This window comes from Magnetofaba australis IT-1, from assembly GCF_002109495.1.
In the GTDB taxonomy this organism is placed as follows: Bacteria; Pseudomonadota; Magnetococcia; order Magnetococcales; family Magnetococcaceae; genus Magnetofaba; species Magnetofaba australis.
The window spans coordinates 261,375-279,464 of the sequence record NZ_LVJN01000019.1 but is presented as its reverse complement, the minus strand read 5'-3'; the positions used below and the strand labels follow the sequence as shown (position 1 = coordinate 279,464).

Annotated in this window: 14 protein-coding genes and 1 pseudogene; 6 read left to right on the top strand and 9 right to left on the bottom strand. The window is 60.7% G+C overall.

Annotated features, from left to right (window positions below; genetic code table 11):
* Positions 1–18: 18 nt before the first annotated feature.
* Entirely contained in the window at positions 19–183 is a 165-nt protein-coding gene (locus tag MAIT1_RS10485; RefSeq protein ID WP_158089428.1) for an efflux RND transporter periplasmic adaptor subunit, read from the top strand.
* Here the strand turns inward: MAIT1_RS10485 and MAIT1_RS10480 are convergent.
* Positions 141–1,118: a VTT domain-containing protein gene (locus MAIT1_RS10480; protein ID WP_198947861.1), complete on the bottom strand. Its 978-nt coding sequence runs from the start codon at positions 1,116–1,118 to the stop codon at positions 141–143. The genes MAIT1_RS10485 and MAIT1_RS10480 overlap by 43 nt on opposite strands.
* Before the next feature lie 2 nt (positions 1,119–1,120).
* On the bottom strand, positions 1,121–1,957 hold the full coding sequence (locus tag MAIT1_RS10475) for a sterol desaturase family protein (protein ID WP_085442227.1): 837 nt from the start codon (positions 1,955–1,957) through the stop codon (positions 1,121–1,123).
* Positions 1,958–2,330: 373 nt separating this feature from the next.
* Between MAIT1_RS10475 and MAIT1_RS10470 the strand changes: the two genes are divergently transcribed.
* Positions 2,331–3,011 carry an ArsR/SmtB family transcription factor gene (locus MAIT1_RS10470; RefSeq protein ID WP_085442226.1) on the top strand — a complete coding sequence of 227 codons (681 nt, stop codon included), beginning with the start codon at positions 2,331–2,333 and terminating at the stop codon, positions 3,009–3,011.
* An 852-nt stretch (positions 3,012–3,863) separates the two neighbouring features.
* Here the strand turns inward: MAIT1_RS10470 and MAIT1_RS10465 are convergent.
* The 3 genes from MAIT1_RS10465 to MAIT1_RS10455 all read right to left on the bottom strand — a co-directional run bounded on the left by MAIT1_RS10465 (position 3,864) and on the right by MAIT1_RS10455 (position 5,815).
* Complete coding sequence (locus MAIT1_RS10465) at positions 3,864–4,241, bottom strand: hypothetical protein (RefSeq protein WP_143814775.1); 378 nt, start codon at positions 4,239–4,241, stop codon at positions 3,864–3,866.
* A 441-nt stretch (positions 4,242–4,682) separates the two neighbouring features.
* Complete coding sequence (locus MAIT1_RS10460) at positions 4,683–5,234, bottom strand: flavodoxin (RefSeq protein ID WP_085442224.1); 552 nt, start codon at positions 5,232–5,234, stop codon at positions 4,683–4,685.
* 68 nt (positions 5,235–5,302) lie between these two features.
* Positions 5,303–5,815, bottom strand: coding sequence for a DUF4116 domain-containing protein (locus tag MAIT1_RS10455; protein WP_085442223.1), 513 nt, complete (start codon positions 5,813–5,815; stop codon positions 5,303–5,305).
* A 339-nt stretch (positions 5,816–6,154) separates the two neighbouring features.
* Between MAIT1_RS10455 and MAIT1_RS10450 the strand changes: the two genes are divergently transcribed.
* Both MAIT1_RS10450 and MAIT1_RS10445 read left to right on the top strand, forming a co-directional pair.
* Entirely contained in the window at positions 6,155–7,198 is a 1,044-nt protein-coding gene (locus tag MAIT1_RS10450; RefSeq protein WP_085442222.1) for an IS110 family RNA-guided transposase, read from the top strand.
* A gap of 429 nt (positions 7,199–7,627) precedes the next feature.
* Positions 7,628–8,731 carry a serine hydrolase domain-containing protein gene (locus MAIT1_RS10445; protein ID WP_158089427.1) on the top strand — a complete coding sequence of 368 codons (1,104 nt, stop codon included), beginning with the start codon at positions 7,628–7,630 and terminating at the stop codon, positions 8,729–8,731.
* Between the two features lie 7 nt (positions 8,732–8,738).
* Here the strand turns inward: MAIT1_RS10445 and MAIT1_RS10440 are convergent, their stop codons facing one another.
* Positions 8,739–9,233: a hypothetical protein gene (locus MAIT1_RS10440; protein ID WP_085442567.1), complete on the bottom strand. Its 495-nt coding sequence runs from the start codon at positions 9,231–9,233 to the stop codon at positions 8,739–8,741.
* 416 nt (positions 9,234–9,649) lie between these two features.
* On the opposite strand from MAIT1_RS10440, the gene MAIT1_RS10435 reads away from it, so the two are divergent.
* Positions 9,650–10,060 (top strand): HIT family protein, encoded by a 411-nt coding sequence (locus MAIT1_RS10435; RefSeq protein WP_085442220.1) that lies wholly within the window; start codon positions 9,650–9,652, stop codon positions 10,058–10,060.
* Positions 10,061–10,096: 36 nt separating this feature from the next.
* Here MAIT1_RS10435 and MAIT1_RS10430 read toward each other — a convergent pair whose 3' ends face one another.
* The gene (locus tag MAIT1_RS10430; RefSeq protein WP_158089426.1) at positions 10,097–12,316 is read right to left on the bottom strand and encodes a mechanosensitive ion channel family protein; all 2,220 of its coding nucleotides are present in this window, start codon (positions 12,314–12,316) and stop codon (positions 10,097–10,099) included.
* Positions 12,317–12,629: 313 nt separating this feature from the next.
* Here MAIT1_RS10430 and MAIT1_RS10425 point away from each other — a divergent pair, with 313 nt between their 5' ends.
* The gene (locus MAIT1_RS10425; protein WP_085442218.1) at positions 12,630–15,323 is read left to right on the top strand and encodes a CHAT domain-containing protein; all 2,694 of its coding nucleotides are present in this window, start codon (positions 12,630–12,632) and stop codon (positions 15,321–15,323) included.
* Positions 15,324–16,019: 696 nt separating this feature from the next.
* On the opposite strand, the pseudogene MAIT1_RS10420 reads toward MAIT1_RS10425, so the two are convergent.
* Both MAIT1_RS10420 and MAIT1_RS21515 read right to left on the bottom strand, forming a co-directional pair.
* Positions 16,020–16,800: pseudogene (locus tag MAIT1_RS10420) on the bottom strand (IS110 family RNA-guided transposase).
* A gap of 575 nt (positions 16,801–17,375) precedes the next feature.
* Entirely contained in the window at positions 17,376–17,804 is a 429-nt protein-coding gene (locus MAIT1_RS21515) for a helix-hairpin-helix domain-containing protein (protein ID WP_158089425.1), read from the bottom strand.
* Positions 17,805–18,090: the final 286 nt, after the last annotated feature.

Sequence of the window (18,090 nt, the reverse complement as noted above, 5' to 3'; positions counted from 1 at the left end):
ATGCCGGAGATGGAGATCATGAGTCTGGCCGATCTCTCCAAGGTGTGGCTGCAGACCGAGGTGTTTGAGCGGCAGTCCGATTGGGTCAAGTTCGGCGGGCGCGCCAAGGCGACGCTGGCCTATCTGAAATCCCTGGAGGGTCACCGCTGCTCCAGGGGCCAACCACGCCCCTTCCACGCCTGAACGCCGCCGATCACCAGAATGGCGTTATCGAGACCGGCTCGCTGCAGTTGCTGGACTGCCTTGGCGGAGCGTTTATCGGTATTGCAGACAACCGCCAGGGCATGGCCGTCGGCGCGGAGCTCCTCCAAACGCGCCGCCAGCTCCGGTAGAGGGATGTTCAGGGAGCCGGGGATATGTCCCAATTTACCGTTGAAATCCTTGGCGTCGCGTACATCCAGCAGGGTCATGGTTTCGCCTTCCTCTCGACGACGATGAAGGTCGTCAATAGACCAGTGCGGTCCCTGCCCTTCCTTCCAACGCTTCACCAGTCGGGGCAGAAAGGCCACAGCCACCAGCAGCCCCATGGCCAGAAGCCCCTTCCGGATGAGATCCTCTCCTCCCGCCGCCGCCTCCCGGCCCACATAGCCCAGCCAAGTGTAAGCTATCGCGCCAGGCAGCATGCAGATCCAGGTGGCCAGCAGATAGGGCAACAGCGAGATGCGAGTCAGGCCAAGGGCGTAGTTGAGCAGGTTGAACGGAAACAGCGGCGTCAACCGCACAAAGGCGACGAATCGCCACCCTTCCGCCTCCACGCCATCCAGAATTGCGCCTAGCCGGGCCCCAGCTCGGGCGCGCACCCAGTCCGCACCCAGATAGCGGGCTGCCAGAAAGGCCAGGACGGCCCCCAGAGTGGCCCCCGTCAAATTAACAAAGGTTCCCAGCACCGGTCCGAACAGCGCCCCACCCGCCAGGGTGAGTAGAGATCCGGGTAAAAATGCGACTGTGGCCACAGCGTAGAGCACGATGAAGGCCAGCCAAGCCAGGGGACCGAGCCCGTCAATCCATTGCATGAGCTGCTGAGGATCCAGGGAACGCCCCTGCCACAGACCGATCCCCACCAGTGCGAGCAATCCGATCAGGCCGATGCGTTTCAGATGGGTTTGTCGCATTGCCATTGTCACCACCGCCGGTTGATGGCGTACTCGCCGATATGGCGGGCGAAAGGCAGCTTCAACATGCCGATGAAGCCGTTGACCTGCTTCGGGTCACGGAAATGATCCAGACCCAACTCCATCTCTTCATGCCCCTCCGGCGGCTGGGCGAAGTAGGTGCCGAACAGGTGGTCCCACCAGGGCAGGTTGAAACCGAAGTTGGAATTGGCCAGGGGCGCATGGACCGAGTGATGAACCCGGTGCATGTCCGGGGTGACCACAAACCAGCGCAAAACCCGGTCGATCCCCTCGGGAAGGCGGATGTTGCCATGGTTGAACATGGCGGTGGCGTTGAGCAGCACCTCAAATATCATGACCGCCACGGCGGGGGGCCCCAGGACCATTACCACTGCTAGTTTGATCAACATCGACAGGACGATCTCGATGGGATGGAAGCGCGCTCCGGTGGTGACGTCGTAATCCAAATCAGCATGGTGCATGCGGTGCAGCCGCCACAGGACGGGGACGGCGTGGACCATTACATGTTGCAGGTAGATAGCGAAGTCCATCACCGCCACGGAGATGAAGGCGGCGAGCCACGTCGGGATTTCGAGGATGTTGACCAGGCCCCAGCCCTTTTCCTCTCCGGCCAGGGCCAAACCCACGGCTGCCATAGGAAAGAGCAGGCGCAACAGGACGGTATTGAAAACCACTATTCCCAGGTTGGCGCCCCAGCGTCCGGCCTTGGGAACCGTCAACCTGCGCCGGGGCGCTGCCAGCTCCCACAGGGCCACCAGGGCGAATACCCCGAAGAAAAACCCAAGGCGGATGAACTTCTCCTGCTCCAGCAGCATCTGCTCCACGGCGCACTCCTTTCAAGGCATGTATTCAATAGATCATTTGAATACATGAAGATTGAAGAGCCGTCAATCGTCATAATCCTTTGCGGAACCGAGGATGGCCAGAAAGCCAACCCATGTCAGATACTTGGAGAGACAGAGATCGTCGCTCAGTCAAGTGGACAAAACAGACACAGGGCCAATATCATCGGAGCCAAACCACCAAAAAAACAGGGGTTCCCACTCAACGGACCTGGAAACCCGCGACGTCCGACGTCAACCTGCGTCGTCTTTTGCTGAGTTTATAGGGGACACAAGAGCGGATGGAACAGGTTGGCGACCGGCCAGGGGTGTGATAGATTTATTCAATAAATTAGTTGAAAGCTTGAGACGCAACATGGGCACGACGAAACCTTTCAAATCCCTCATCTTCGAGCAGTTGGCCCGGGTCGGCAAAGCGCTGGCCCATGGCAATCGCCTGGAACTGCTGGAGTTCCTGGCCCAGGGCGAACGCTCTGTGGAAGCCCTGGCCCAAGTATCCAAGCTCACCGTGGCCAACACCTCTCAGCATCTTCAGATCCTGCGTCAGGCGGGGCTGGTTGAAACCCGCCGGGAGGGGCAACGGATCCATTACCGGTTGGCGGACGGTCGTGTGGTGGCGCTGCTGGCGGTGATGCGGGAACTGGCCGAAGATCATGTGGCCGACATCGAAAAACTGATCACCCTCTATCTGACCAGCCGGGACGGCATGGATCCCATCCCCGCCCGGGAACTGCTGGAGTTGGCGCGGGCGGGTTCGGTGACCGTACTGGACGTGCGTCCCGGGGAGGAGTACGCCGCCGGACACCTGCCGGGGGCGATCAACATCCCGCTGAAGGATTTGGAAGCCAACCTGGCCCGTTTTCCCGCCGGGCAGGAGGTTGTGGCTTACTGCCGGGGACCGTGGTGTGTGCTGGCGTTTGACGCCGTTGCGCAACTCCGCGCCCGCGGCGTCAAAGCGCGTCGGCTTCAGGACGGATTACCGGAATGGCGGCTGGCTGGGTTGCCTGTGGAGTTGGGCTTTAACTCAAACGAGTAACCATTCCGCTTCTCCAGTAGTAGGATCCGACGATCCCTCCGTGGTCCGTCTGGCTCCGGATCGCCCCTGCCCCACCCAAAAACGCCATCTGAGAATGAACAGGAGAGATCAACCCGGATGAAATATGCTGAACCGACCTTGGTCCTGACCATGATTTAGAGTTTTTCTGGGAAATCGGCGTGATCAGTGACGCTTCGATTGCCGATTACAGATTATGGTCTTTTTTCGTTCCGGGATCAGTTTGCAATGACAAGATGTTCGTTTCATGTAAATCACAAAGATGTGTTATAGCATTGTTTATAATAATCTTATCACTAACCGAGCATGTTTCACTTCTTCTGGACCCATCATTTTTGGTTTCCAATCTCGTGTCAAACCCCTCTCCATTGCAGGCGCAACATTCTCCAGAGACGGTTTGTTTCGGGAGTCGAATCCTCCACCAAGATTCCGCGCAAGCGGCGAAGCCCAAGCCATTGATTTGGCTTGGGCTTTTTCGTGAGTTGAGGATGGATGTGAAAACCGCCCAATTGGTCTGAAATGGTCTGGTTTGGGCTGCGTTTGGTCACAACTGGGTCACAAAGTATTTTTTATGGAAACACAATCTGTTTTGGTCTGACATAATAGGCGGTAGGCGTCTCGCAGCCAGCCGGAAGCACATAGGAGAAACCTCAATTTCGTACGGGGGAAATCAGCCATGCACAACCCAACAATTAAAATCCTTTCAGTCCTAATAGTTTCCATTTTTTTATTATTATCAAGTGGGTGCTCCTCAATTGATAAAGGAATGATGTCATTAAGCGTAAAATCCCGGATGATTCCATAAGCGTGCCACCAGACCGCCAATGTAAAGCGTCAGCGAATTTTCTCCGAGCAGATGTCGTATCGCGCCATTGGCGACTGGATAAGACCGAGAAAGGGCAGATTCATCTGGCGGCACTTCTGCCCCGGCGAAAGGGTATAGACGATATGGGTCTTGCCGTAGTCGCTGCCATTGAGCGAACTGCACAGAGACGCGGCCCCGCTGCTACACGTTTTCCTGTTGCCAAACGACACATAGCGCCAAAGATATTTATGGCTTGCAGGGCAACGCACTTTTTCACAAGGGACTGAAGTTTGCCACCTATTGGCTGTTGACATGCCCGCCACCACAAAATTGTCCGCCATGGCGCCGCCAACCCCCATTGCGAAGATCAAAACCACGCCCAGACCACCGACTTGAAACCTCTTCACACCACCCCCCATTTGCCTTGCAAACCAAGCGGAATCGTTTGTGAACGCCCACCCAAGCACGCCGTCATCCTCTGATGAGTCGCCAATTCTTAGAAAAGGTAGCCGTTTTGCCTGAAGCCAACAAAAACCTGATGCGGAAAACAACACTTGAAATATTGATACTACGCCTATAATCAATGAAAGTAAAAATCGTACATAAGCGATTTCGAAAATGAAAGATATCGAGGGCTGCGCCCTCGAGCTCCCAACAACCACACCGTGGGGCGCTGCCCCACACCCTGCTGGGGGCCGGCCCCCAGACCCCGCTGCCGACCAGTCGGCGGCCAATAGTCAGCACAAGCCCGGCCTGCGTCACGCAAATATTGGCGGATGTGTGCAATCCCCAGTAAAAAAGCCAACAGGGACTCTCTGTTGGCTTTTTTTGCTGGCGCGGATTGTGGATCACACAGACGGCAAACCCAGCTCCGGGGTGATGAGCTTGAGCCATTCATTCAATCGCTCATCGGTCTTCATGTGCTCCACATCGTTATCCAGGGCCAGCCCGACAAACTGACCGTCCGGCCCAATCGCTTTGGATTCGTTGAACACATAGCCGTCACTGGGCCACTGGCCGATGCACTTGGCGCCGCGCGCGGCGATGAACTCATGCAGAATGCCCAAGCCATTGCAGAACGTATCCGGATACTTCTCCTGACACCCCAGGCCATACAGCGCCACGGTTTTGCCGGTGAAGTCCGCATTGGCCGCTTCCAACTTGGGCAGAAACTCCAACCACCCCTCCATCTGCGCGGTGCTGGCCAAGCCCGGCAAACGCCCATCCCGCAACGTCGACGTACCGAGAATCAAGCGGTCATACGCCAGCATATCCTCGGGGGTGATACGATTGACGTTGAGGGGCTTGTCGATGGCGTCGGGGTAGCGTTTTTGGATCATTTTCGCAATTTTGCGGGTACTGCCGGTGTCGGTGCCAAAAAACAGACCAATGGAAGACATGAAACACACTCCTGAAAGGGGAGAAAAACTGAATTTCAAAATAGCATTTTGCCCAGCCGCCTCAAACCCTATTCCGGATTGCTGGGCGACTCCCGCACAAACCGCGCGGCGCGTTCATCCTGCGCCAGTGCAGCGCGACAGATCTCTGGCGTCTGCTGTTTGACAAACGCCAGCGCCAACCCATCCTGTCGCACTGCGGCCAGGCATAGCTCTGGCGTCTGCTGGCGCACGAAACGCAACGCCAATCCATTGCGCTGAACAGCGATTAAGCACAGTTCCGGCGTCTGCTCGCGCACCGCCTCCAGCGCCCGCCCATCCTGACTCACCGCCGCCTCACAGAGCGCAGGCGTCTGCTGGCGCACAAACCGCAACGCCCGCCCATCCTGCCGCACCGCCGCTTCACAGAGTTCCAGCGTCTGCTCGCGCACATGCTCCAGCGCCCAGCCGTTCTGCCCCACGGCGGCCAGACAGAGCGCGAGCGTCTGCTCCCGCACAAACTCCAACGCCAAACCGTAACGTTGCACAGCGGCCAGATGATCCGCGTCAGTGGGATACTCCTCGTCGAATTCATCCTGATCCATGCCGACTTCTCCTCCTGCGCCAATGAGATTATTCCAGACTTTATCCCTATGATTGCGCAACTGTTCGGCGGAATATGGTTCGCATTGATAGCAAACCGGAAAATCTTAATCTGAATTCATCGTGTATAACCATGCGAAACCAATACGGCACAAAATGGCAATGTTTGCGTGACACATTTCGGTCTGCGCTGACTATTGGCCGCCGACTGGTCGGCGGCGGGGTCTGGGGGCCGCGCCCCCAGCGGGTGTAATGGAATGGTCCGCTCCGCTACCCAAACGGCCTCGCAATGGGCCAAGATGGTGATGTGTTTTTCCATCTAAACGGAGTCGGAGCGGACCATGAGCAATCATATCGAAAACGGACAGGTACGGGTACTGGGGATTGATCTGGGCAAGAGCGTGTTTCAGTTGCATGGCGTCGATGCGCGCGGCAAGAGCGTTCTGAAACAGCGCTTGAAACGAGATAAGTTACTGGAGTTCATGGCGCAACTGCCGCCGTGCCTGGTGGGGATGGAAGCCAGTAGCGGCGCGCATCACTGGGCGCGGAAATTTCAGGGATATGGGCATGAAGTGCGTTTGATGGCGCCGCAATATGTGAAGCCCTACGTGAAGCGGCACAAGAACGACAGCGTGGACGCTGAGGCGATATGTGAAGCGGTACAGCGTCCGAATATGCGTTTTGTGGGGATCAAAAGCGTTGCCCAGCAAGAAATTCTAGCGTTGCATCGGGTGCGCAGTCTGGCGGTGAAGAACCGCACGGCGTTGGTGAACCAGATTCGCGGACTGCTTGCCGAGTATGGGATTGTCTTTCCCAAGAGCATCAAGCAGGCGCGGCGGGCGATTGTGCTGATTTTGAGTGATGAGAGCTCGGAAATGAGCGCCAATTTTCGCGTAATTCTGGAGGATGAGCGCGATGAGCTGGCGCATTTGGATGAGCGCATCGGCAAATATGAGCGTGAGATTGAGGCGCTGGCCAAGGCGGAGCCGCAGTGTCGATTGCTGATGACGATCCCGGGAGTGGGACCGATCACGGCGACGGCGCTGTTGGCGTCGGTGGGGGATGTGCGGGCGTTTAAGAATGGCCGGGAGCTGTCGGCATGGATAGGGTTGGTTCCAAATCAGCACTCCACAGGGGGCAAGGCGTGGCTGACGGGGATCAGCAAGCGGGGAAACGGTTATCTTCGCACCCTGTTGATTCATGGGGCGCGGGCGGCTTTGCGCGTGTGTGAAAACAAGCCGGATCGCCGCAGCCAATGGGTGGTGTCGGTGTCGGAACGCCGCGGCGCGAATAAAGCGGTGGTGGCGCTGGCCAACCGCATGGCGCGCAGCGCGTGGGCGATGCTGGTGAAGCAGGAGGCCTATGGGGCCAGCGCCGCTGTGTAGAGAGAGCGCAATACAACTCTAAAAGAAAAACAGGCCGATAAGGAAAGAGAAAGAGATCCCACCAGCCAGGTTGCGAGAGAGAGTCGAGATTGATGGCGTGAAACGGCATAGCCCTGCGTGGTCAAGAACCTGTTTCGCCCAAGGGCCCATAGAGGCCGAGGGTGTGTTGAGGAGGGCCACGCGCAAATTCCATCAGGGCCAGAGGGCGACAAGCCCCTCATCAACAGGCCGGATACATGGGCGCGACTAAGCCTCACACATCAGTGGACATTTTCTCTTGCCGTGGCGGAGCGGACCATACATGGGCAGCGCCCACGGTGTGGCTGTTGATCTTAGGAGCTCGAGGGCAGAGCCCTCGATATCTTCCATGTTCCCGTCAATGAAATGTGCGATTTTGTCTTCCCCTGTCTCAAAGGACCGTCCTGCAGCATGAACAGACGTCAATTTCTCGCTTCCACCGCCTCGTTGGCCGCCCTGCCCGTCATCACGCCAACGCCTGCCATCGCTGCTAGCCGCAGCGCCAAAATCGCGCAATATGTGGAGGCGTATCGGCGTGAATTCTCGGTGGTTGGCGTGGCCATGGCGATTTCGCGCAAGTCTGAGCTGATCTTCGCCCAAGGCTTCGGTCACGCGGACAGGGAGGCGCAAATCCCCATGCAGCCGCACCACCGCATGCGCATCGCCAGCGTCTCCAAACCCTTCACCTCGGCGGCAATCTTCTCGCTGATTCAGGCGGGCCGTCTCGGCCAGCACGACCGCGTCTTCGGCGCCAACGGTCTACTCCCCCAATACCGCTCTTTTGAAGATCCCCGGGTGGAGCGCATCACCGTCGACCATCTGCTCACCCACACCTGCGGCGGTTGGTCCAACCGGTCCAAGGACCCGATGTTCCGCAACAAGGCGCTTTCGACTCAAGAGTTGATTCGCCATACCCTCAAGACCCGAGCATTGGACGCCGACCCCGGCGCGCAATACGCCTATTCGAACTTTGGCTTCTGCGTGCTGGGGCGCGTCATTGAAGCGATCACCAGCGCTCCCTACGATCACTATGTGAAAGAGCGCTTCTTTGGTCCCATCGGCGCCTACTCGCTGGAGATCAGCGGCAACACCGAGACTGAGCGCCTACCCGGCGAAGCCAAATACTACACCGGCGCCGGGGAGTTCTCCCCCTATGCAATGAATGTGCGCCGCATGGACGCCCATGGCGGCTGGGTCGCCTCGCCCACGGACCTGATTCGCTTTTTGAATCATGTGGATGGATTTCCCACGCCGCCGGACCTGCTGTCGGCGCAATCGATTCAAGCGATGACCACGCCCAACCCTGTGAGCCGGAACTACGCCCGCGGCTGGCGGGTGAACAAGCACAACAACTGGTGGCACTCCGGCTCACTGCCTGGGACGACCTCCTTCATGGCGCGCATCGCCAATGGCGATTGCTTTGCCGCCATCACCAACTCACGCCTCACCGAGCAGAAGCGGGAGATGGCCTCAAAACTGGACCGCTTGATGTGGAAAGTGGCGCGCGCGCTGTGACCTGCCGTCAGCCAGAGGATGGGGCCTCGCCAATCTTTGCCAACAATGTGGAGAGGTCTCTGCGCACCGAGGCGTGGGTATACTCATCCTCCGGGTGGGCGGGCTGATCGGGCTGCTGAAAATGGGGCCGCTCGTGATAGCGTTGCCCCCAGTAGACATCCACCTGCCGCACGAACTCCTGCAACGCGCTCTCGTCGGCCAGAATGGTCTGGATGATCGCCTCCAGAGCGCGCAGCGGTTGCGACTCAAAACGGTGCAGCAGGGCAGCGCTCTCCTTGACGCGGCGACGCAGCAGCGCCGTGAGCGCGCCGGACGAATCGGTCAGGTGATGCTCTACAAAGTGGTCGATCTCCGTCGCCGCCTGCACCGCGCGCGGCACCGGAGAGGCCCCCTTCATCAGGCCCCCCGCCTGCCGCCCAATGGCGGCATTCAGGCTGAACTTCTGGTTGGCCGAGAGCTCCCGTTGGATCGCCTCTTCATCGGATTTTTTATCCTGCGCCATGGTCTCCTCTTTCGCGCTGGGGCGTCTGGCCAGAGCATCAGCGAAAACGACGCCCGCATCAGACATAGAGCCTGCGATGCAGATTTGATACAACACTCGCAATAATATAACCGGTCAAAATCAAAATCTGACAAAGAGGCAAAGGCGTTGGGGCGCTTCAAGAGGCTGGGGCGTTGCCCCAGACCCCACGAGGGCTCCGCCCTCGACCCGCCAGGGCGTTGCCCTGGACCCACCAGGGAAATGATTTCCCTGGACCCTCGTTAGTTTTGCTTCCTCATCTGAATGAAGCTTGTTCCTTGTCTGATTTTGGTTTTGATTGGCTATATTCCCGAATGAAAGCGCGGCGCCGCAGACGCAGCAATCTACGCCGATTCGCGCCAAGCCGCCGCCGATCACCTCTGCCAGAAGGAGCCCCCATGTCCAACGATCCCAACAACCCCTGCCTCTTCTGCCGCCCGGAGAAGAAGGCCGACTGGCTCATCGCCGAGAACGAACTGGCCATGCTATGGGCCGACTCCAACGCCGTGAGCGAAGGCCACTGCCTGGCCCTGCCGCAGCGCCATGTGGGCGACTTCTTCGAACTCACCCCCGAGGAGCTGCTGGCCATCAACGAACTCCTACAGCAGCGCCGCGCCGAGCTGCTGCAGAAGGATCCCACCATCGACGGCTTCAACGTGGGCATTAATGTGGGCAAGGCCGCTGGGCAGAGCATCTTCCACGTCCACGTGCACCTGATCCCGCGCCGCTTCGGCGACCACCCCAACCCCCAGGGCGGCGTGCGCCACGTCATCCACGGCAAAGGCCACTACCCGCAGCCGAAAAAGTAACGCGGCGCCAGACGCGCCAACGCGCGTCCGGCGGCGTCAGCGTTTGGAGCGCGGCCGGGTGGGAATGGTCACCGGCGGCGGCGGCGCGGCGGTGTGGGGGCGGATCGACTGGAACAGCTCCGCCGCCTCGTTCACCGCCACCCACTCCGGCGTCTCCTCGCGGTTCACAAACGGGTCGGGCTGTGCCTCGGACTTGGCGTCACGCTGGATGTGCAGCGTCTGGGTGGGGAAGGCGAAGCTCACCCCCAGCCGATGGGCCAGACGAATGATGTCCAAAAACAGATTGTGCCGCTCGCGCAGCTCCGTGCTCCAGTCCGGCGCGTCGAAGAACATATACAGCAGAATATCCAGCGACGAGGCGCTGAACTGGTTGAGATAGACGTGGTAGTAGTCCTTGCGCGTATAGGGGTGCAGGCGAATCAATTCGCGCACCCCTTCGCAAAAGGCGTCGATCTTATCCGGCGGCGTATCATAGGTGACCGACAGCACGGTTTTGGCGCGCCGGTAACGCCGCTCGCCCAGGTTGTCCACATGGGTGTCCACCAGGCGACTGTTGGGGATGGTGATCAGGGAGTTGTAGAAGGTGCGCACACGGGTGGAGCGGAACCCCACATGCTCCACCGTGCCCTCCACGTTGCCGATGACGATCCAGTCGCCGATGCCGAAGGGGCGGTCGGCGATCACCGTGAGCGAACCGAAGAAGTTGCCCAGGGTGTTCTGCGCCGCCAAGGCCAAGGCCACACCACCGATGCCCAAGGCGCCGATGATGGTGGAGGGCGGCTGATTGAACCAGAACTCCAGAATAAACAAGACCACGATCAGGATGACGAACATCCTGAGCATCTTGCGCAACATGGGCACCAGCAGCTCATCGAAGCGGGTCAGGCGGAAGTTGTTGTTGGCGATCAACTGCTGGCCCAGCACATCGACGATGCGATAGCCGGTCAGGACGATGCTCAGCGAGATCAAAAACTTGAGAACCGGCAGCAGGACCGAGACATACTCGTCGGGCAGTTGCAGATAGCGCAGGGCCAAAAACCACAGCAGGAACACGGTCAGATAGCCGGTGGAGCCGAACGCCTGTCGCAGGGTCACTTTGTCGGCCTGGATGCGGCGGCGCAGATAGGGCCCCAGCAGCAGGCGGAACAGCCACGGCAGGATGATGCGCAGCAGGCCGCTGACAACCAGCAACAGACCCAGCGCCACCCACTGCCAGCCGATCAACAGGGCGTACTTCTTCTTCATCCACTGGGGCATGCGCCGCTCCAGGCGCATCTCCCAGGTCAGGGTCTCATCCACCCCCTGCAGGCGCAGCTCCTCAATGATGGGGCGATCGGCAAAGTGCTCGTAGAGTTCGCCGATGGCGTCTATGGTTTTCTGATTAAAGCGCCACTCGCCTTTGTGTTTGCCCTGCTCGATGCGCTCGACGACGATATTGCCCTCTTCGCTGTTGTACCAGACGTAGGGCTCGCCCTCGGGGGTATCGGGGATCTCGCTCAAAACCACGCGACGAATCTTGTTCATCACGTTCATCAGCTCAACAGCGCGCCGCTCCGCCACCGCCTTCCACACCATGGGATCCTGCCCGGTGGGCTCCAGGGTTTGAATGGCGGTGGCCAGATCGGCGTTATCGCCGCCCATCGCTTCCAGGAAGGTGGCCATGGTCGCCCGCGGCGTGGCGCGGGAGGCCGCCACTCCGGCCTGCGCCTGAGGGCGATCCTTCTCCTGCTCCTCGATCAGCTCCTCCAGCTGTGGCACCGAGGTCAGGGTGCGCGCGGTAAACAGCCAACCATCGGCCTCCGAACTCTTGTACAGAGCGATCTCCGGGCGGGTCGACCACTCAGGCCGCTTCTCCGGGTGATAGAAGTACCACAGCCGCTTGGGGCCCACGTCGGGGATATCGGCCAGATTGACGCCGACTTTGTCGATCACCACCGCCAGACGCCGCGCCAAGCCCCGCGCGCGCTCCTGAATCTTCTCCTCTTCGTCCCCTTTCAGACGGGTCAGATCCAGGCAGAGCAGGGCGTCATTGATGCGTTGTGGCAGATTGCTGTCGGCGTCCTGGATCGCCACCAGGAAGCTGCGCATGGTCTGTTGCGGGCTGCTCAGATCCATCAACGGCTTGACCGCCGCCGCATCGGAGGCCGCCGCGCTGTTCTTCCCCGGCGGAGGCGGCTCCGCTGCGGCAATGGCGGCGAGCGGGATCGACAGAGCCAAAACCAACAGGCTCAACCACAGGCGGGACAATCGAATCATGTGAATTTTATCCAGTAATAAGAGCGGCAGACGCCCCTCCAAATGGCGCAGAAATAGCTGCCTGAAGGGTCGCATTCAGAAACGGGCCAAAACCGAGCCCCAAACCGAAAATAAAATGCCATGAATAGAGGCGTCGCCCCAATGGATTTTCGCGCACAACAGCACGCATAAAGCGAATGGCCGTGGCGCGCCATCAGCGCGCAAAAAAAGCGCGCCGCCCCTGCCCCGCCGACGCGCAGTTGGTTATGCTGAAAAGGTCATAAACAATTCCAATGGGCTGGCGCCCGCGCGCCAGACGCGAAGGAGCAGGCGCATGAGCGTGAATTGTGCAAGCAAACGGCGGGGAATCGTGCTGGCGGGGTTGATCCTGTTGAGCGGCTGCGCCGCGCCGGTGACGCTGCCGCCGGTGGCGGTGCTGCCCGACGCCCAACCCGCCACCAGCGTTGCGCAAACCCTGCAACGGGCCAACGCCGCCGCCAACGAAGGCGCCGCCAGCCGCGCCATCGCCCGACTGCAGCGGGGCTTGGCCCTGGCGCAGAGCAAACCCGCCCGCAACCAGTCTGCGCCTGCCGCCCTGACGCCCCCAGCCTACGCCTTTCACAATTTGCCCTATGTGCCGCCACCGCTGGATAAAGCGCGCATCCAAAAGGCCGGTGAGCAGCATATCCATGGTTTTACCATCACCCCCCAATGGGAGCAGGCGAGCCGCGCCCACTACGCCGGACGGCCACAGGAGGCGCTGCGCATCCTCGAGAAAATTCGCCACACAGCGGCCTCCCCCAACGCCATGGTGTGGCGCGCGACGCATCTGTCCATCCGACTGCACATGGCTCAGGGCGAGATTCCCCAGGCCGAAGCGCTGCTGGACGAGTTGGCCAAACTGGAGATCGCCCACACCGGAACCAACGCGGGCAGCCGCGCGCTGCGCGCGGAGTTGAAGATGTGGGCGGGGGATCTGGACGGCGCCATCGCCGACGCCGTGCAGGTGGCGCAGAGCATTGGAACCTGGAGCCTGCCGGTGAGCTATGGCGGCCCCCCGGCCAACATGTCGCCTTTGGTCAATCTCACCGAGGCGCAGCAGCGCGCCCTGACGGTGGTGGGGGCCAGCGACATGCTGCAGGGCCGCTACGACACCGCCATCCCGTGGCTGGAGGCGGCGGCGGAGTTGGCCAACGACGCCTTCCATGTGTTCTCCCACGGCCTCTACGGCATGTTCATCAAACCCTTCCCTGAGGCGTTCTATGGTCGCGCCAACGCCCTGGCGCTGCTGGCGACCTGCCGTCTGGCCAGCGGCGCAGAGCCGAGCGCGGTTGCGCCCCTGTATGAGCGCGCACGCGCCTATTTCGCCGCCATTCACTATCAACCCGGCCCGGCGCTGACGCAGATGCTCACCGCCAAGGGGTTGCTGGCGGGCAAACGCTATGCGGCGGCGGTGGCGGCGGCGCAGGAGGCGGTAGTTCTGGCGGAACAGGCGCAGTTGCGCGACTACGTGTGGCGCATCGAGTCCCTGCGCGGCTGGGCGCTGTGGCGCGACGGCCGCAAAGCCGACGCCGAAGCGGCGGCGCGCCGGGCGCAGAGCGTGGTGGAGGAGATCTCCGGCGGCATGACTGCAGATGAGGACAAGATCCGCTTCGGCGGCGGCAAGGAGGAGATCACCCGCCTGCTCATCGCCATCGACCGCGACAAGGGAGACTACGCCGCCCTGTTCGATGATGTGGAGCGCAGCCGCGCGCGGGCGTTTGTGGATATGCTGGCGCAACGCAGCGTGGCCAGCGGTCGGCAGTCTGCCATCACCACGCAGATTCGCCGCCTGGATGGCGAGATCCGCCAACTGCGCCGGGCGCGCTTCAGCATGCTGGCCGATGCGCAAAGCGGCGATGAGGCCGCGCTGCTGGCCGAGCGCCGCCAATGGCTGGACAAACTCAGCGCCGCAGACCCGGAGTTGGCGCAGGCGTTTGGCGTCTCCACCAGCTCCCTGGCGGATGTGCAGTCCCGCCTGCACGCGGGACAGGCCATGGCCTACTTCCTGCCCACGGCGGAGGCCGAGCCGCTGGCGTGGCTGTGGATCACCCCGCAGGAGGTCACGCTGCAGCAGGCCGCGCTCACCGCCGATCAGACCCAAGCGGCCCTGGCGCTGTTCAATACAGCGCGGCTGATGGATGAGAGCGGCTACGAGGATCAAGCCGACGCGTTGGGCGTCGACGCCGATGATGACGACCCCATGTGGCGTGAGGAACAAGCGCTGAGGTTGATTGCGCAGGGGCTAAATCTGGCGGCGTGGCAAGCGCCCGAGGGGCTGCTGGCGGTTCCCAGCGGGGTGGCGCACTTTCTGCCGTGGGGGGCGCTGGATGTCGCCTTCCCCGTGGCCGTTCTGCCCACCGGCGGCTGGATCGTCCGCACGACGGAATCCCCCACCGCAACCGGCGCCGCCGCCATTGTCGGCGACCCGGAGTTCGGCGGTCTGCTCACCCCCCTGCCCGGCGCCCGACGCGAGGCGGGTCAATTGGGCGAACTCTACCACAGCGCGCCGCTGATCGGCCCCGCCGCCACCGAAGCGGCCCTGCGCGCCAAACTGCAATCCGGCGTGGAGACGCTGCATCTGGCCACCCACGCGCTGTTTGACAGCGCCGCGCCATTGGAGTCGGCCCTAATCCTCAGCGACGGCAAACAGGCCGACCCACTCAGCGCAGCCGACCTCTATGCAAATCCGCTCAAAGCGCGCATCGTCGCGCTATCGGCGTGTGAAACCGGCTTGGGCCGCATCGCCGCCGGGGAGGATCTGCTGGGGCTGGCGCGCAGTTTCTACCTGGGCGGAACCCGCGCTTTGCTCAGTTCCTTGTGGACGGTGGAGGATCAGGCCACGGCGCTGTTCATGCAGACTTTCCATCAACGCCGCTTGGCTGGGGAGGCTCTGGGGGCCTCGTGGCTGGCCGCCGTGCAGGCGGTGAAAGCGGCGGGCCATCCGCCGTCGGCTTACGGGGCCTTCATCCTGGGCGGCGCGCTGTAGCCATAAGAGACCAGATCAGCACAGAACGCCCAATGTTTGCGTGACGCAGGTGAAGCTCGCGCTGACGATTGGCCGCCGACTGGTCGGCGGCGGGGCCTGGGGGCCGCGCCCCCAGCGGGTCGAGGGCGGAGCCCCGTGGGTCCAGGGCAAAGCCCTGGTGGGGTTTGGGGCGAAGCCCCAATATCTTTCATCTTCAAAATTATATCGTTGCTATTGTCAGTTGAAACCAGAATCGGACAGTTTGGGTATTGGTCATGAAAGATATCGAGGGCTTCGCCCTCGAGCTCCCAAAGTCAAAATCCAAACCGTGATTCGGGCCATCCCTGGCCCTCACCCTTCGGGCTCGCTATGCGAGTCCGATTCGGCAGTCCTGCCGAATCGTGGGCTCCGCCCATGTATGGTCCGCTCCGCCACGGCAAGAGAAAATGTCCACTGATGTGTGAGGCTTAGTCGCGCCCATGTATCCGGCCTGTTGATGAGGGGCTTGTCGCCCTCTGGCCCTGATGGAATTTGCGCGTGGCCCTCCTCAACACACCCTCGGCCTCTATGGGCCCTTGGGCGAAACAGGTTCTTGACCACGCAGGGCTATGCCGTTTCACGCCATCAATCTCGACTCTCTCTCGCAACCTGGCTGGTGGGATCTCTTTCTCTTTCCTTATCGGCCTGTTTTTCTTTTAGAGTTGTATTGCGCTCTCTCTACACAGCGGCGCTGGCCCCATAGGCCTCCTGCTTCACCAGCATCGCCCACGCGCTGCGCGCCATGCAGTTGGCCAGCGCCACCACTGCTCTATTTGCGCCGCGACGTTCCGACACCGACACTGCCCACTGGCTGCGGCGATCCGGCTTGTTTTCACACACGCGCAACGCCGCCCGCGCCCCATGAATCAACAGGGTGCGAAGATAACCGTTTCCCCGCTTGCTGATCCCCGTCAGCCACGCCTTGCCCCCTGTGGAGTTCACTCAAAATCAGCACAATCGCCCGCCGCGCCTGTTTGATGCTCTTGGGAAAGACAATCCCATACTCGGCAAGCAGTCCGCGAATCTGGTTCACCAACGCCGTGCGGTTCTTCACCGCCAGACTGCGTATCCGATGCAACGCTAGAATTTCTTGCTGGGCAACGCTTTTGATCCCCACAAAACGCATATTCGGACGCTGTACCGCTTCACATATCGCCTCAGCGTCCACGCTGTCGTTCTTGTGCCGCTTCACGTAGGGCTTCACATATTGCGGCGCCATCAAACGCACATCATGCCCATATCCCTGAAATTTCCGCGCCCAATGGTGGGCGCCGCTACTGGCTTCCATCCCCACCAGGCACGGCGTCAGTTGCGCCATGTACTCCAGGAGCTCGTCTCGTTTCAGTCGCTTCTTGAGAACGCTTTTGCCGCTCGCATCGACGCCATGCAACGGAAACACGCTCTTGCCCAGATCAATACCCAGTACCCGTACCTGTCCGTTTTCGATATGATTGCTCATGGTCCGCTCCGACTCCGTTTAGATGGAAAAACACACCACCATCTTGGCCCATTGCGAGGCCGTTTGGGTAGCGGAGCGGACCATTCCATTACACCCGCTGGGGGCGCGGCCCCCAGACGATTCGGCAGGATTGCCGAATCGGACTCGCGCAGCGAGCCCGAAGGGTGAGGGCCATGGATGGCCCGAATCACCCCGCCGCCGACCAGTCGGCGGCCAATCGTCAGCGCGAGCTTCACCTGCGTCACGCAAACATTGAGCGCTTTGGATTTGTGTCATTCTGGATTCAAGCGACTATAGCACTCAAAAGTGACCACATGGCGCTGGAAGATATCGAGGGCTATGCCCTCGAGCTCCCAAGGTCTAAATCCAAACCATGGGCTCCGCCCATACCCGCTTAAGGGTCACAGACCCTTAAGAATCCCCGAAAAATCGCCCCTGGCGATTTTTCGCATAGTCAGCGCTAGCTCGACCAACGTCAAGCAAACATTGTGCGCTTTGGATGTGTGTCACTCTGGATTCAAGCGACTCTCGCCAATTCTGAATTCGACAGAATGGACACAGCGGACACAGCGGACTCAGCGCCCTGGGGACGCCTCATCCACGCGCGCCTGTCCGCGCATGGGCGTCCAGAACCACCATTGTCGCTGCTCTTCGGGGAGCTCGGGATTCTGCGCCTGGGCCACCGCGCAGCGGAACACATCCTCCACACACGGATCCACCCGTTGCCCCACAAGCTCGCAGAATTGCGTATACATCTGCGCAGGATTCTCGCCGCACAGATTCTCGACGTCGGCATAGCCCAGCCGCCACAGGTCCGCCGCCAGACTCGGCCCCACCGAACCCAGACGCTGAAAACGCGCCAGCGCCGTCAGCTCGGCGCAGCGCGCTGGGGCAATCCCCGTGGCTTGCCCCAGCGCGTCCGCGCCCAGATCCGCCACATCGCCTAACCGCACCCGCGCGCCGCGCAGGGCGCGGCGCTCGTCATCATGCAAAGGAAGCTTCACTGTTTTCGCTCTATATATACGCGACAGACTTAATATTAATATAGTGACTCGCGTATTTTAATTTCGTGCAGACTAACCTCGAGCATTGAATCAACGGGAAATTGGAAGATATCGAGGGCTGCGCCCTCGAGCTCCCAACAACCACACCGTGGGGCTCCGCCCCACGCCCCGCTGGGGTCGCGGACCCCAGACCCCGAAAAATCGGGCCAATATAGCAAGTCAAACTGAGAATCGGACATGCTCGGGTTTTGGATAATGAAAGATATCGAGGGCTCCGCCCTCGAGC